General features: G+C 71.5%; 15 protein-coding genes. 10 read left to right on the forward strand and 5 right to left on the reverse strand.

Features of this window, described 5'->3' with window-relative positions; genetic code table 11:
- Positions 1 to 166: 166 nt before the first annotated feature.
- The gene (locus DI272_RS41350) at positions 167 to 1,240 is read right to left on the reverse strand and encodes a DMT family transporter (protein ID WP_258314822.1); all 1,074 of its coding nucleotides are present in this window, start codon (positions 1,238 to 1,240) and stop codon (positions 167 to 169) included.
- Positions 1,241 to 1,314: 74 nt separating this feature from the next.
- On the opposite strand from DI272_RS41350, the gene DI272_RS41355 reads away from it, so the two are divergent.
- On the forward strand, positions 1,315 to 2,217 hold the full coding sequence (locus DI272_RS41355; RefSeq protein ID WP_109500281.1) for a LysR family transcriptional regulator: 903 nt from the start codon (positions 1,315 to 1,317) through the stop codon (positions 2,215 to 2,217).
- A 6-nt stretch (positions 2,218 to 2,223) separates the two neighbouring features.
- On the opposite strand, the gene DI272_RS41360 is transcribed toward DI272_RS41355, so the two are convergent.
- A complete protein-coding gene (locus DI272_RS41360; RefSeq protein ID WP_109500282.1) occupies positions 2,224 to 2,691 on the reverse strand; it encodes a pyridoxamine 5'-phosphate oxidase family protein in 468 nt (155 codons plus the stop codon).
- 129 nt (positions 2,692 to 2,820) lie between these two features.
- On the opposite strand from DI272_RS41360, the gene DI272_RS41365 reads away from it, so the two are divergent.
- On the forward strand, positions 2,821 to 3,462 hold the full coding sequence (locus DI272_RS41365; RefSeq protein ID WP_109500283.1) for a cysteine hydrolase: 642 nt from the start codon (positions 2,821 to 2,823) through the stop codon (positions 3,460 to 3,462).
- A 3-nt stretch (positions 3,463 to 3,465) separates the two neighbouring features.
- On the opposite strand, the gene DI272_RS41370 is transcribed toward DI272_RS41365, so the two are convergent.
- Positions 3,466 to 3,885, reverse strand: coding sequence for a Rieske (2Fe-2S) protein (locus DI272_RS41370; protein ID WP_109500284.1), 420 nt, complete (start codon positions 3,883 to 3,885; stop codon positions 3,466 to 3,468).
- A 92-nt stretch (positions 3,886 to 3,977) separates the two neighbouring features.
- Between DI272_RS41370 and DI272_RS41375 the strand changes: the two genes are divergently transcribed.
- The 7 genes from DI272_RS41375 (at position 3,978) to DI272_RS41405 (ending at position 10,105) form a co-directional block, all read left to right on the forward strand.
- A complete protein-coding gene (locus DI272_RS41375; protein ID WP_109500285.1) occupies positions 3,978 to 4,733 on the forward strand; it encodes a HipA family kinase in 756 nt (251 codons plus the stop codon).
- Positions 4,730 to 5,179 carry a DUF3037 domain-containing protein gene (locus DI272_RS41380; RefSeq protein WP_109500286.1) on the forward strand — a complete coding sequence of 150 codons (450 nt, stop codon included), beginning with the start codon at positions 4,730 to 4,732 and terminating at the stop codon, positions 5,177 to 5,179. Before DI272_RS41375 ends, DI272_RS41380 begins: the two co-directional genes overlap by 4 nt.
- 183 nt (positions 5,180 to 5,362) lie before the next feature.
- Positions 5,363 to 6,124 (forward strand): 3-oxoacyl-ACP reductase FabG, encoded by a 762-nt coding sequence (gene fabG, locus DI272_RS41385; protein ID WP_109500287.1) that lies wholly within the window; start codon positions 5,363 to 5,365, stop codon positions 6,122 to 6,124.
- An 11-nt stretch (positions 6,125 to 6,135) separates the two neighbouring features.
- On the forward strand, positions 6,136 to 6,903 hold the full coding sequence (locus tag DI272_RS41390; RefSeq protein ID WP_109500288.1) for an SDR family oxidoreductase: 768 nt from the start codon (positions 6,136 to 6,138) through the stop codon (positions 6,901 to 6,903).
- A gap of 213 nt (positions 6,904 to 7,116) precedes the next feature.
- On the forward strand, positions 7,117 to 8,697 hold the full coding sequence (locus tag DI272_RS41395; protein WP_109500289.1) for an ABC transporter substrate-binding protein: 1,581 nt from the start codon (positions 7,117 to 7,119) through the stop codon (positions 8,695 to 8,697).
- Positions 8,698 to 8,786: 89 nt separating this feature from the next.
- Positions 8,787 to 9,470: a uracil-DNA glycosylase gene (locus tag DI272_RS41400; protein ID WP_109500290.1), complete on the forward strand. Its 684-nt coding sequence runs from the start codon at positions 8,787 to 8,789 to the stop codon at positions 9,468 to 9,470.
- A gap of 107 nt (positions 9,471 to 9,577) precedes the next feature.
- A complete protein-coding gene (locus DI272_RS41405; RefSeq protein ID WP_109501309.1) occupies positions 9,578 to 10,105 on the forward strand; it encodes a hypothetical protein in 528 nt (175 codons plus the stop codon).
- Positions 10,106 to 10,129: 24 nt separating this feature from the next.
- Here the strand turns inward: DI272_RS41405 and DI272_RS44790 are convergent, their stop codons facing one another.
- Entirely contained in the window at positions 10,130 to 10,627 is a 498-nt protein-coding gene (locus tag DI272_RS44790) for a hypothetical protein (protein ID WP_109500291.1), read from the reverse strand.
- Positions 10,628 to 10,787: 160 nt separating this feature from the next.
- Positions 10,788 to 11,372, reverse strand: a complete 585-nt coding sequence (locus DI272_RS41415) for a TetR/AcrR family transcriptional regulator (RefSeq protein WP_109501310.1) — start codon at positions 11,370 to 11,372, stop codon at positions 10,788 to 10,790.
- 175 nt (positions 11,373 to 11,547) lie between these two features.
- Here DI272_RS41415 and DI272_RS41420 point away from each other — a divergent pair, with 175 nt between their 5' ends.
- Complete coding sequence (locus DI272_RS41420) at positions 11,548 to 12,732, forward strand: FAD-dependent monooxygenase (protein ID WP_109500292.1); 1,185 nt, start codon at positions 11,548 to 11,550, stop codon at positions 12,730 to 12,732.
- Positions 12,733 to 12,737 lie beyond the last annotated feature (5 nt).

Consider the following 12,737-nt stretch of genomic DNA (forward strand, 5'->3'; position numbering starts at 1 on the left):
GGTGCGGCTCCGTTGTCGGGGAGCGGGCTTGATGCGTCCGCGTCGGGTGGCTCTGCTGTCTGAGAGTCGGCCGGGCTCAGCTCGGTGCGTCGGTGTGGCTCCGTTGCCGGAGGGGTGGGCTGGTTCGTCCGTGTCGGGCGGTTCTGCTGTCGGAGGGTAGCCGGGCTTAGTTCGTGTGCGTCGGTGTGGCTGCGCTGTCGGAGGGGCGGGCTTGGTTCGTCCGTGCCGGTGCCGCATCGCTGCCGGACGTTCGCGTTTGCGGCGCCTGCGCCAGTGCCGTGCTGCCGTCGGCCGGTCGCGTTTGCGGCGCCCGTGTCGGTGCCGTCCTGCCGGCGGACGGTCGTGTTTGCCTCGCCTGGGTCAGTGCCGCCCCCGCCAGCACGATCACCGCTCCCACCGGCGTCGACCAGGTCAGCGATTCACCGAGGATGGTGACGCCCGCGCCCGTGGCGATGACGGGGATGAAGTACGTGACCATCTGGGCCGTCGTGGGGCCGACCTCGGCGACCAGGCCGTACTGGATGAGCACCGCCAACCCGGTGCCGAGCGCGCCCAGCGCGGCGATCGCGAGCAGTGGCACGCCCGCGAACCGCGTCGGGAAGGAGGTGAACAGTGGCGTGAAGATCGCCAGTTGCAGCGTCGCCAGCAGCAACTGGGCCCCGGTCATGGAGAGATGGGAGTGCTCGGACCCGGCCAGGGTGCGGCGGACGTAGATCCAGCCGATCGGGTAGCTCAGCGAGGCCAGCAGGGCCATCGCCGTGCCCCCGGCGTCCAGGCCGTGGAAGCCCTGCCAGGCGCCCAGCACCGTCAGCACCCCGAGGAACCCGATCCCGAGCCCCGCCACCCGGACCCGCGTCGGCCGGTCCTCGGAGAGGGCGACCAGGGACAGCGCCATGCCCCACAGCGGCGAGGTCGCGTTGCAGATGCCCGCGAGTGTGGACGGAATGGACAGCTCCGAGTACGCGAAGAGTGAGAAGGGCAGGGCGTTGAGCAGCAACGCGGCGACCGCCAGATGGCCCCAGGTCCGGGCGCCGCGCGGCAACCGCTGCCGCTTGACCGCCATCGCGACCGCCAGCACCGCCGTCCCGAACAACAGCCGCCCGAAGGTGACCTGGAACGGGGCATACCCCTCGGTGCCCACCTTGATGAGCAGGAAACTGAAGCCCCAGATCAGGGCGAGCGCGCCGAAGCGCAGACGCCAGTCGAGCGCAGGCGTGCGAGAAGCGGTGGCGGTGGTCATGGAAGCAACCATCGCGCCGAAAACCTCGTAGCACAACCAAGATTTCCGACCCGGTACCTCGTAGTATCGCTTACATGTTGAACCTGGAACGCCTCCGCACCCTCGACGCCCTCGCCCGTCACGGCTCGGTGAGCGGGGCCGCCGAAGGTCTGCACATCACGACCTCCGCCGTCTCTCAGCAGATGTCCAAGCTGGAGCGGGAGGTCGGGCAGCAGCTCCTCGCCAAGAACGGCCGAGGGGTGCGGCTCACGGACGCCGGGCGGCTGCTCGCCGAGCACGCGGCGCGCATCCTGTCGCAGGTCGAGCTCGCCCAGTCCGATCTGGAGGCGCAACGCGGTCAGGTGGTGGGCGAGTTGCGGGTCTCCGCGTTCCCCACGGCCGCTCGCGGGCTGTTCCCGGCCGCGCTCTCCGCGCTCGTCGCCGAGCACCCCGCGCTGCGGGTCCGCTCCTGCGAGCTGGAGCCGGAGCTCGGCATCGCCGGTGTGGTCCGCGGCGACCTCGACCTCGCCGTGGTCCTGGACTGGTACAACAAGCCGATGCCGCTCCCGGACGGCCTGGTCAAGGCCTCCGTCCTGGACGACCCGGCGGACGTGGCGATGCCGGTCGGGCACCGGCTCGCCGACCGTGCCGAGGTGGACCTCGCCGAGTTCGCGGGGGACGAGTGGATCACCTGGGGGGAGGGCGAGTTCTGTCACGAGTGGCTGATGTTCACCCTGCGCTCCAAGGGCATCGAGCCCATCGTCGGCCACCGCGCCGCCGAGACCCACACCCAACTCGGCCTCGTCGCGGCCGGGTTGGGTGTCTGTATCGCCCCGCTCCTGGGGCGGCACCCGATGCCCGAGGGTGTGGTCACCGTCCCGCTCAAGCAGCGGGTCCGGCGGCATGTGTACGTCGTCTGGCGGGCGGACGCCGACCGCCGCCCGTCGATCAGGGCCGCGGTCGAGGCGCTCCGGACGGCGGCGGCCGACCTCGGCTGAACCGCCTCACAGGGCAGCCAGCTTGCGGAAGTCCCAGGACACGATCTTCTCCGGCGTCAGTCGCATCCACGCGTGCCGCCCGTCGTGCGGCATCTCGTCGAGGCCGAAGTTCTTGCGGGCGAACAGCGTCTCGGGGACGTCGAGTTCGGCGTGCAGATCGCCGACGCGAGGCGCCTCGCCCACGAACTCCACGGCCCCCGACAGCTCGACGCCGCGCAGTTCGTCGTACTCCTCGCCGGTGTCGACCACGATCGCGACCCGCGGATCGCGGCGCAGGTCGGTCCAGCGCTTGCTCTTCACCACCGAGTACAGCCACAACGAGGTGCCGTCCCAGGCGAACCAGAGCGTGCTCACATGCGGGGCACCGTCCTTGGACACGGTGGCGACCCGGCACGTGCGCTGGCTGACGAGGAACTCGTCCAGCTCGCCCGGCGTCATCATGATCTTCCGGCCCCGGCGCTGAGTGACGGCCATGCGCCCCCTCTTTCTCTCTTCTGCTGCAGAATCTGACAGTGCGTCAGAAAAACAATGCGGTGTCTTCCCTCGACACGCAATGGTGGTTACGCTCGCCCGCCCGCACCGTCGGCGACAAGGGGGAAGAACGTGCCGTCGCACGAGCAGTTGAGCGAGCTCCTCGACCCGGCGACCACCGTGCTGCTCACGGTCGAGTGCCAGCAGGGCGTCGTCGGCCCGGACAGCGCCCTCCCCGAACTCGCCGAGGAGGCACGCTCGTCGGGTGCCCTCGCCAACGTGGCCCGGCTGGTGAGGGCCGCCCACGACAGCGGCGTCCAGGTCGTCCACGCGATCGCCGAACGCCGCCCCGACGGCCGCGGCGCCAACCGCAACGCCCGCCTCTTCCGCGCCGCCGAACGGCTCCCCGTCCAGCAGCTGTCCGGCACCACCGCGGTCCGGCCGGCGGCCCCGATCGAGGTCGCCGAGGAGGACTTCGTCGTACGACGACTGCACGGGCTGTCGCCGATCCAGGGCACCGACGTCGACCCGCTGCTGCGCAACCTGGGCTGCCGCACCCTCGTGGTCACCGGCGTCTCCGCCAACGTGGCGATCCCGAACGCCGTGTTCGACGCGGTCAACCGCGGCTACACCGTGGTGGTGCCCACGGACGCCATCGCGGGGGTGCCCTCCGACTACACCCCCGCGATGATCCGCAACACCCTCGCCCTGGTCGCCACCCTCACCACGACGGGCGACCTGCTGGCCGTGCTGAGCGCGCGCCGACGAGGTTGACGTTCACGCGAGGGTGATCGATTCCCCGCTCACGGTGATCTTCTCCTCCGGGAGCGGCTGGGTGGCGGGGCCCTTCTTCACGCTGCCGTCGGTCACCGAGAACTCGCTCTTGTGGCACGGGCAGGTGATCACCCCGTTCGCGATCCCCGTCACCGCGCAGCCCTGGTGGGTGCACTTGGAGGAGAACGCCTTGTACGTGCCCGCCGTGGGCTGGGTCACCACCACCCCCGCGTCCGCGAAGATCTTGCCGCCGCCCTCCGGGATGTCCGAGACCTTCCCCAGGGTGGTCCCGGCCGCGGAGGCCGAGCCGTCGTCCTCCGAGCCGCACGCGTTCAGCGTGATGGCGAGCCCTGCCGCCCCCACCGCCGCCACGACCGTACGGCGGCTCGGAGCCGAAGCGGGATGAAGCGATTCGCTGGCCATGCTGACGTCCCTTCCGCGGATACCTCGTGAACTGCCCTGAGGTACGGCCCCGGAGTGCGGGTTGTTCAGCGGAGCCCCAGTAACCTGGGGCGATGCTCAAGGAAGCCATCGCGACCCGCTACATCACGCCCCTGCGTGAGGGCGGTTCGCTGCCGGGACTCGTCGAGGCCGACGATCTCGGGACGTACGTCATGAAGTTCACCGGCGCCGGACAGGGCCGCAAGACGCTGGTCGCCGAGGTCCTCTGCGGGGAGCTCGCCCGACGGCTCGGGTTCCGGGTGCCGCGGCTCGTGACGCTCGACCTGGACCCGGTGCTCGGTCTCGGCGAGCCCGAACAGCAGGTGCAGGACCTGCTGCGGGCCAGCGGCGGCACCAACCTCGGCATGGACTTCCTCTCCGGCGCCCTCGGCTTCGACCCGCTCGCCTTCACGGTGGACCCGGCGGAAGCCGGGCGGATCGTCTGGTTCGACGCGCTGATCAACAACGTCGACCGGTCCTGGCGCAACCCCAACCTGCTGATGTGGCACGGCGAGCTGTGGCTCATCGACCATGGCGCCACCATGATCTGGCACCACAACTGGCCCGGCGCCGAGAAGTCCGCGGCCCGCCCCTACGACGCCGCCGACCACGCCCTCGCCCGCTTCGCCCCGGACCTCGCGAGCGCCGCCGCCGACCTGGCCCCCCGCGTCACCGAGGACCTCCTCGCCGAGGTCACGGCCGAGATCCCGGACGTCTGGCTGGCCGGCGAACCCGGCTTCGACACCCCGGACGAGCTGCGCCGGGCCTACGCCCGGACCCTGCTGGCCCGGGCCGCCGTCATCCGCGACCGCATCCAGGGGATCAAATGAGCGAGCGCCACATCCACATGGCCGGCAGCGTGGTCGAGCGCCACATCATCAAGGGCGGCGGTGGCAGCGGACGCGACGTCTTCGAGTACGCCCTGCTGCGCGTCGTCCCGCGCGTGGAGCGCGGCGAGTGCATCAACGCCGGGGTGCTCGTCTACTGCCGCGCGCAGGGGTACGTCGGTGCCCGCACCCACCTCGACGAGGCCCGGCTGCGCGCCCTGGACCCGGACGCGGACGTGGCCGGCATCAGGGCGGCGCTGGCCGCCGTGGAGCGGGTCTGCGGCGGTGGCGACACCGCCGGTCAGGCCGCCTCCGACGACGCCGGACGGCGGTTCCGCTGGCTGATCGCGCCCCGCTCCACCGTCGTCCAGCCGGGCCCCGTGCACACCGGGGTCACGCTGGACCCGGCGGCCGAGACCGAGCGGTTGCTGGAGCTCCTGGTCAGGTAATGGATCACACCCGGGCCGCGCGGCGTTGACACCGGGTGCCAGGGCTTCTAGCGTCTCGTCTGCCGAAGGTACTAAGCGGTCGCTCACCGGATGGGAAGCGATCGGGCAGCGATCCGCAAGCGATCGGGCACTGGTCGGGCATCGATCGGGCCGCACATTCTTCAAGGGCGAGGAGAAGCAGCAATGTCCACCACTGAGCAGCGGGTAGCCATCGTCACCGGCGCCGCGCGCGGCATCGGTGCCGCCACCGCCGTACGACTGGCCGCCGAGGGCCGCGCGGTCGCCGTCATCGACCTCGACGAGGCCGCCTGCAAGGACACCGTGGAGAAGATCACCGCGGCGGGCGGCCGGGCCGTCGCCGTCGGTGCCGACGTCTCCGACGAGGCGCAGGTCGAGGCGGCCGTCGCGCGCGTCGTCGCGGAACTCGGCGCGCCGACCATCCTCGTCAACAACGCGGGCGTGCTCCGCGACAACCTGCTGTTCAAGATGAGCGCCTCGGACTGGGACACCGTCCTCAACGTGCATCTGCGCGGCTCCTTCCTGATGACGAAGTACGTCCAGAAGCACATGGTCGACGCCGGCTTCGGGCGCGTGGTCAACCTGTCCTCCTCCTCCGCGCTCGGCAACCGCGGCCAGGCCAACTACTCGGCCGCCAAGGCCGGTCTGCAGGGCTTCACCAAGACCCTCGCCATCGAGCTCGGCAAGTTCGGCATCACCGCCAACGCCGTCGCCCCCGGCTTCATCGCCACCGACATGACCGCGGCCACCGCCGCCCGCGTCGGCATGGGCTTCGAGGAGTTCAAGGCCGCCGCCGCCACCCAGATCCCGGTCGCCCGCGTGGGCGAGCCCGAGGACATCGCCAACGCCATCGCCTTCTTCACGAACGAGGCCGCCGGCTTCGTCTCCGGCCAGGTGCTGTACGTGGCCGGCGGACCGCTCGACTAGGGAACAGGAACATGACTGCGGTGGAACTCCCCGAACTCTCCGGCAAGGTCGCCCTGGTCACGGGCGCGAGCCGCGGCATCGGCTACGGCGTCGCCGAGGCGCTCGTAGCCCGCGGTGACCGCGTGGTCATCACCGGCCGCAACGAGGACGCCCTGAAGGAGGCCGTCGAGCAGCTCGGCGCCGACCGGGTCATCGGTGTGGCCGGCAAGGCCCACGACGAGGCCCACCAGGCCGTCGCCGTCGAGCGCGCCATGGAGGCCTTCGGTCGCGTCGACTTCCTGGTCAACAACGCCGGTACCAACCCGGTGTTCGGCCCGATCGCCGACCTCGACCTCAACGTGGCCCGCAAGGTGTTCGAGACCAACGTGATCTCGGCGCTGGGCTTCGCGCAGAAGACCTGGCACGCCTGGCAGAAGGACAACGGCGGCGCGATCGTCAACATCGCCTCCGTCGCGGGCCTCGCGCCCTCGCCCTTCATCGCCGCCTACGGCGTCAGCAAGGCCGCCCTGATCAACCTGACCCAGCAGCTCGCCCACGAGTTCGCGCCCAAGGTGCGGGTCAACGCGATCGCCCCGGCCGTGGTGAAGACCAAGTTCGCCCAGGCCCTGTACGAGGGCCGGGAGGAGGAGGCCGCGGCGGCCTACCCGCTCGCCCGGCTCGGCGTGCCCTCCGACATCGGCGGCGCCGCGGAGTTCCTCACCTCCGAGAAGTCGGACTGGATCACCGGCCAGACGCTCGTCGTCGACGGCGGCATCTTCCTCAACGCCGGCGTCGGCTGACCCGCGACGCGTGACACGGGCGCCGCTCGACAGAAACGGCGCCCGTGTCGACGTACGAACGCCCTATACGGGGACGTACAACAACCGCACAGACTCCTGACAGCGTTGCCACGATCCCGGCGGCCGAGAACCCGCCGGAAGACCCGGTTCGGCTCGCCCGGGGCTGCGGTATGGTCTGCCAACCCTTGGCATGGCAGATCGAGGAGCGTGCGCGTGTTCAACCGGAACCGAGGCCTTCGTCGGATGGCGGCCTTCGCGTCCATATCGTCGCTGGTGGCCGGGTGCGGTGTCCTGTCGTCGGACTCCTCCGACGACAAGGGGCCGATCGTCGTAGGGACCACCAGCGCCCCCAGCACCCTGGACCCCGCCGCCTCCTGGGACAGTTCCTGGGAGCTGTTCCGCAACATCTACCAGACCCTCCTCAGCTACCCCTCCGGCGCCACCACGCCCCAGCCGGACGCCGCCGAGAGCTGCGAGTTCAGCGACAACTCCAACCGCACCTACCGCTGCACGCTGCGCGCGGGACTGAAGTTCTCCAACGGGGACCCGCTCGACGCCAAGGCCGTCAAGCACTCCATCGACCGGATCGGCAAGATCAACGTCAACGGCGGCCCCGCCGGTCTGCTGGGCAGCCTCGAACGCGTCCAGGCGCTCGGCGACCGCGAGGTCGTCTTCCACCTCAACAAGGCCGACGCGACCTTCCCGTTCGTCCTCGCCACCCCCGCCATGTCGATCGTCGACCCCGAGGAGTACCCGGCCGGTGCGCTGCGCAAGGGCGACAGCGTCGTCGGCTCCGGGCCGTACACGCTGAAGTCGTACAGCGAGGACAAGGCCGAACTCGTCAAGTACGGCGACTACGACGGGTACGCCGAGCGCAAGAACGACGCGGTGACCATCCGCTACTTCAAGGACTCCGCGCCCATGGTCCAGGGCCTGAAGGACGGCTCCCTGGACGTCGCCTTCCGGGGACTGGGCGCCGACGACATCGTGACCCTGGACAAGGAGCAGTCCCACTCCGACCTCCAGCTCTTCGACGGTGTGGGCACCGAGATCAGTTACCTGGTCTTCAACCCCAAGGACCCCTGGGCCGGCAAGGCCGCCGTCCGCAGGGCCGTCGCCCAGATCGTCGACCGCGCGGCGATCGCTCACAAGGTCTACAAGGACACCGTCGAGCCGCTGTACTCCATGGTCCCGAAGGGCCTCACCGGCCACACCACCGGCTTCTTCGACGACTTCGGCAACCCCAGCGTCGCCAAGGCCAAGAAGATCCTCCGCGGCGCCGGCATCACCCAGACCGTGCCCCTCCAGCTCTGGTACACCACCGACCGCTACGGCTCGGCCACCAAGGCCGAGTTCGAGGAGCTGAAGAGCCAGCTGGAGGGCTCCGGCCTCTTCCGGATCACCCTGAAGAGCCGCCCCTGGAAGACGTATGTGACGGGTTACCAGAACGGCGAGTACCCGGTGTTCGGACGCGGCTGGTTCCCCGACTTCCCCGACGCCGACAACTTCATCGCCCCCTTCGTCGGCGACAAGAACGCCCTCGGCACGCCCTACCCGCAGCCCCAGATCACCGGCATCCTGCTGCCGCGCTCGCGCGGCGAGAGCGACCGCGCCAACGTGGTCAAGGACTTCGAGGAGGCCCAGCAGATCATCACCGACGACGCCCGGCTGGTGCCGCTGTGGCAGGGCCGGCAGTACGTCGCCGCGAACGACGACATCTCCGGCGGCGAGCAGGCCCTGGACCCGTCGACGATCATGATGATGGGCGAGCTCTACCGCAAGACGAGCTGGTGAGTGGGGGCTTTCGGGGTGTGCGGTCCGTTGTCAGTGGTCGCCTGTAGGTTCTGAGCACTGAAGTGACCGCACGACATAAGGACGTTGACGTGACCGACATCGCCATGCTGCCCGAGTCCTGGCGCGGGGTCCTGGGCGACGAGCTCCAGCAGCCCTATTTCAAGGAGCTGACGGAGTTCGTGGAGGAGGAGCGGGCGAAGGGTCCCGTCTACCCGCCGCGCGAGGAGGTCTTCGCCGCGCTCGACGCCACTCCGTACGACCAGGTGAAGGTCCTGATCCTCGGCCAGGACCCGTACCACGGCGAGGGCCAGGGCCACGGCCTGTGCTTCTCGGTCCGCCCCGGGGTGAAGACCCCGCCCTCGCTGCGGAACATCTACAAGGAGATGAAGGAGGAGCTCGGCACGCCCGTCCCGGACAACGGCTATCTGCTGCCGTGGGCCCAGCAGGGCGTGCTGCTCCTCAACGCGGTCCTCACGGTCCGCGCCGGCGAGGCCAACTCGCACAAGGGCAAGGGCTGGGAGAAGTTCACCGACGCGGTCATCCGCGCGGTGGCCGACCGGCCCGACCCGGCGGTCTTCGTCCTGTGGGGCAACTACGCGCAGAAGAAGCTCCCGCTGATCGACGAGACCCGCCATGTCGTGGTCAAGGGCGCCCACCCCTCGCCCCTGTCGGCGAAGAAGTTCTTCGGCTCCCGCCCGTTCACGCAGATCAACGAGGCGGTGGCGCTCCAGGGCCACGAGGCGATCGACTGGACGATCCCGAACCTGGGCTGACCTGCCACGGGGCCGGTGCACCGGGTCGGCCCCGCTTCGCCCTGATTGTCGGTGCCTGCGGTTAGCGTCGGGTGCGACCAGGACGGCTTGAGGGTGTGGAGGACGCGGTGGCGGAGCGACAGGAGCAGGCGGCGCCGGACGCCGTGATGACGCGGATCGGACAGGTCGTCATGCTGCACCACGCGGGGGACCGCGAGGAGGCCCGGCACCGCTTCCTGGACCTGTGGGCGGAGATCGGCGAGGACGGCGACCCCCTGCACCGCTGCACCCTCGCCCACTACATGGCCGACGCCCAGGACGATCCCTCGGACGAACTGGCCTGGGACCTGCGGGCGTTGACGGCCGCCGAGGAACTGACCGACGACCGCCTCGCCGAGCACGAGAGCGCACTGGCGGTGCGCGCCCTGTATCCGTCGCTGCATCTCAATCTGGCCGCCGACTATGTGAAGCTCGACCGCTCCGACGCCGCCCGCAGCCACCTCCGCCGGGCGCGGGGCGCGGCGGACGCCCTCGCCGACGACAGCTACGGCGACGGGGTGCGAGCCGCGATCAGCCGGCTGGAGCTGCGGCTGGGGGAGGGGGACGGGGGCCCGTCGGGGGAGGGCGGGTGGGCGCCGCCGAGACAGCGCCCCTGACTCGCCCGGGCATCGACGCCGGGGTCAATGCCCGTACGTCTGCTCGCAGATCCTCGCCTCGGGGCTGTCCTTGTGCCAGCCGCCGTACTGCCTGCCGAGGCCGCACACGTCCGGGTTCTTCGGTACCGCCGTCGCCACGTCGGGGATCTCGACGTGCGGGCGCCCCGGGTGCTGCGGCCGGCCGGCCTCGGGGTGCGCCGGGTGGGCGGGGTGCTCGGGGTGCGTCCGCGGGGCCTGCTGCCGCGGCGCCGGTTCCGGGGCGGCGGACGGTGGCGCCGCACGGCCCGGGTCGGCCGTGCCGGGCTTCGCGTCAGGGGACGGGCCGATGAGTTCCAGGGCCTCCCGCGCCGGTGCCTGCACGATCTGCGGCTCGGCCTGACCGTCCGGCCGGGGCGCCGTCGCCGGCAGGGACGGCGCCGCCGGTGGGCCCGGGACCGGCGGGCGCTGGACCGTCACACAGCCGGAGAGGGCCGAGACAGCCACGGTGACCAGGAGCGTTGCGGTGGTCGTCGTTCGATGCACCTGCGCAACTCTGCTGCTTACCGCCGGGTTCGGGACAGCGGACAAGCGGAGGTTGCCCCGCACGGGTGATCTCCGGCCCCGTACGGAGGGCGCGGCGGCGTCGGGGGTGACGGTGCCGAGGCGGGCGGGAAGGGCGACGCGGCACAGCGCTACCGCGGGTTCACGCTCCCAGCATGCCGTCCAGCAACTCCCGCAATCCCGCTCGCAGTTCGTCCAGGCCCGGCAGCTGCGCCCCGAACGACCCGGCCACGCAGGAGAACATCAGTCCGTCCGCCCAGGCGGCCAGCGACAGCGCATGCCGGGCCGGGTCGGTCGAGCCCAGTGCGGTGACGAGGACGGTCAGCCGGTCGCGGAAGCGGGCGCCGGCCGCGTCGAAGTAGGCGCGCAGCTCGGGGCGGCGGGTGGCCTCCAGGGCCAGCTCGTAGCGGGCCAGCGTCAGCGCGCGGTTGTGGGTCAGCGACCGGTGGGTCGCCAGGGCGAGGGCGTCCACCAGCGCGGGGAGGCCGGCGTCGGCGGCGGGCATCTCGTGCAGGCCCAGCACCTTCGCCTCGCGGTCCGCGAGTCGCCGTACGGCCAGCTCCAGGAGGGCCTGGCGGGTGCGGGCGACGTTGGACGTGGAGCCCGGCGGCAGCGCCGCCTCGTCGTCGACCGCCCGGTGGGTGAGACCGCGCATGCCCCGCTCGGCGAGCAGCGCGAGGGCGGTGTCGGCGACGAGGTCGGCGCGGGAGGCGGCGGTGGCGGACATGGTGGCCTTGGTGGTCGCGGCGGTCTTGGCGGTCGTCGTGCGTGCGGGCATGGGGCACAACCTACCCGGCGTACTACAGGTGTAGTAATCGACACTACGGGTGTAGTAATCTCGGCATCGCTTCGCACTACACCTGTAGTGAGCGGATGGTGGGTGTCCCTGCCCAGGAGGAGTCATGGCACAGCCCAAGAACGTCATCGTCATCGGAGGCGGTATCGGCGGCCTGGCCGCGGCCGCCGCCCTGCACCTGGGCGGTCACCGGGTCACCGTCCTGGAACGGGCCCGCTCGCTGGAGCCCGTCGGCGCCGCCATCTCCCTCGCCCCCAACGCGCTGCGCGCCCTGGACGTGCTGGGCATCGGCGACCTGATCCGCGACCTGGCCGCCTGGCAGGGCGACGGCGGACTGCGCACACCCCGTGGACGCTGGCTCTCCCGCACCAGTGCCACCGCCGCGGCGGAGCGGTTCGGCGGCCCGCTCGTGCTGCTGCACCGCGCCACCCTCGTCGACCGCCTCGCCGCCCTGCTCCCGCCCGGCACCGTCCGCACCGACGCCGCGTCGACCCTCCTCGACCCCGGGGACGCCCGCTGCCCGGCCCGCGTCCGGACGCCCGACGGCGAGCTGGAGGCCGACTTGGTCGTCGCCGCCGACGGGGTCCGCTCCGCCGTACGGGGTGCGCTCTTCCCCGGCCACCCCGGTGCCGTCTACTCCGGCTTCACCACGTGGCGGGTCGTGATCCCCGTCCCCGGCGTCGAGTTCGCCTCCCACGAGACCTGGGGCCGGGGCCGCATCTGGGGCACCCACCCGCTCAAGGACGGCCGGGTCTACGCGTACGCGGCCGCCGTGACCCCCGCCGGACAGCACGCACCGGACGACGAGCGGGCCGAACTGCTGCGCCGCTACGGCGACTGGCACGACCCGATCCCCGCCGTGCTGGCCGCCGCCCGCCCCGAGGACGTCCTGCGCCACGACGTGCACCACCTCGCCGACCCGCTGCCCGCCTTCCACCACGGCCGGGTAGCCCTCCTCGGCGACGCCGCGCACGCCATGCCCCCGACCCTCGGCCAGGGCGGCAACCAGGCCGTCGAGGACGCGGTCGTCCTCGCCCACCACGCCGACGACCTCGCCGCCTACACCGCCGCCCGCCTGCCCCGGACGACGGGCATCGCCCGCCAGGCCGTCCGGATCAGCCGCCTCAACATGACTCGCAACCGTGCCCTGATGGCCGCCCGCGACACGGCTCTCACCGCGCTGTCCCAGGTCGGCCCCGCCCTCTTCCTGCGAGGTTTCGACGGCATCGCCGACTGGCGGCCCCCGCAGCCCCCGTATGCTGCCGTCGTGTCGGACACGGGCAAGCGTTAGGGAGA

This window comes from Streptomyces sp. Act143 (assembly GCF_003143935.1).
Classification (GTDB): domain Bacteria; phylum Actinomycetota; class Actinomycetes; order Streptomycetales; family Streptomycetaceae; genus Streptomyces.

What these genes read in the sequence shown, in the direction of transcription:
- DI272_RS41350 (WP_258314822.1), bottom strand. Translation starts at nt 1,240, where the DNA reads ATGACCACCGCCACCGCTTCTCGCACGCCTGCGCTCGACTGGCGTCTG.
- DI272_RS41355 (WP_109500281.1), top strand. Translation starts at nt 1,315, where the DNA reads ATGTTGAACCTGGAACGCCTCCGCACCCTCGACGCCCTCGCCCGTCAC.
- DI272_RS41360 (WP_109500282.1), bottom strand. Translation starts at nt 2,691, where the DNA reads ATGGCCGTCACTCAGCGCCGGGGCCGGAAGATCATGATGACGCCGGGC.
- DI272_RS41370 (WP_109500284.1), bottom strand. Translation starts at nt 3,885, where the DNA reads ATGGCCAGCGAATCGCTTCATCCCGCTTCGGCTCCGAGCCGCCGTACG.
- DI272_RS41375 (WP_109500285.1), top strand. Translation starts at nt 3,978, where the DNA reads ATGCTCAAGGAAGCCATCGCGACCCGCTACATCACGCCCCTGCGTGAG.
- DI272_RS41380 (WP_109500286.1), top strand. Translation starts at nt 4,730, where the DNA reads ATGAGCGAGCGCCACATCCACATGGCCGGCAGCGTGGTCGAGCGCCAC.
- fabG (WP_109500287.1), top strand. Translation starts at nt 5,363, where the DNA reads ATGTCCACCACTGAGCAGCGGGTAGCCATCGTCACCGGCGCCGCGCGC.
- DI272_RS41390 (WP_109500288.1), top strand. Translation starts at nt 6,136, where the DNA reads ATGACTGCGGTGGAACTCCCCGAACTCTCCGGCAAGGTCGCCCTGGTC.
- DI272_RS41415 (WP_109501310.1), bottom strand. Translation starts at nt 11,372, where the DNA reads ATGTCCGCCACCGCCGCCTCCCGCGCCGACCTCGTCGCCGACACCGCC.
- DI272_RS41420 (WP_109500292.1), top strand. Translation starts at nt 11,548, where the DNA reads ATGGCACAGCCCAAGAACGTCATCGTCATCGGAGGCGGTATCGGCGGC.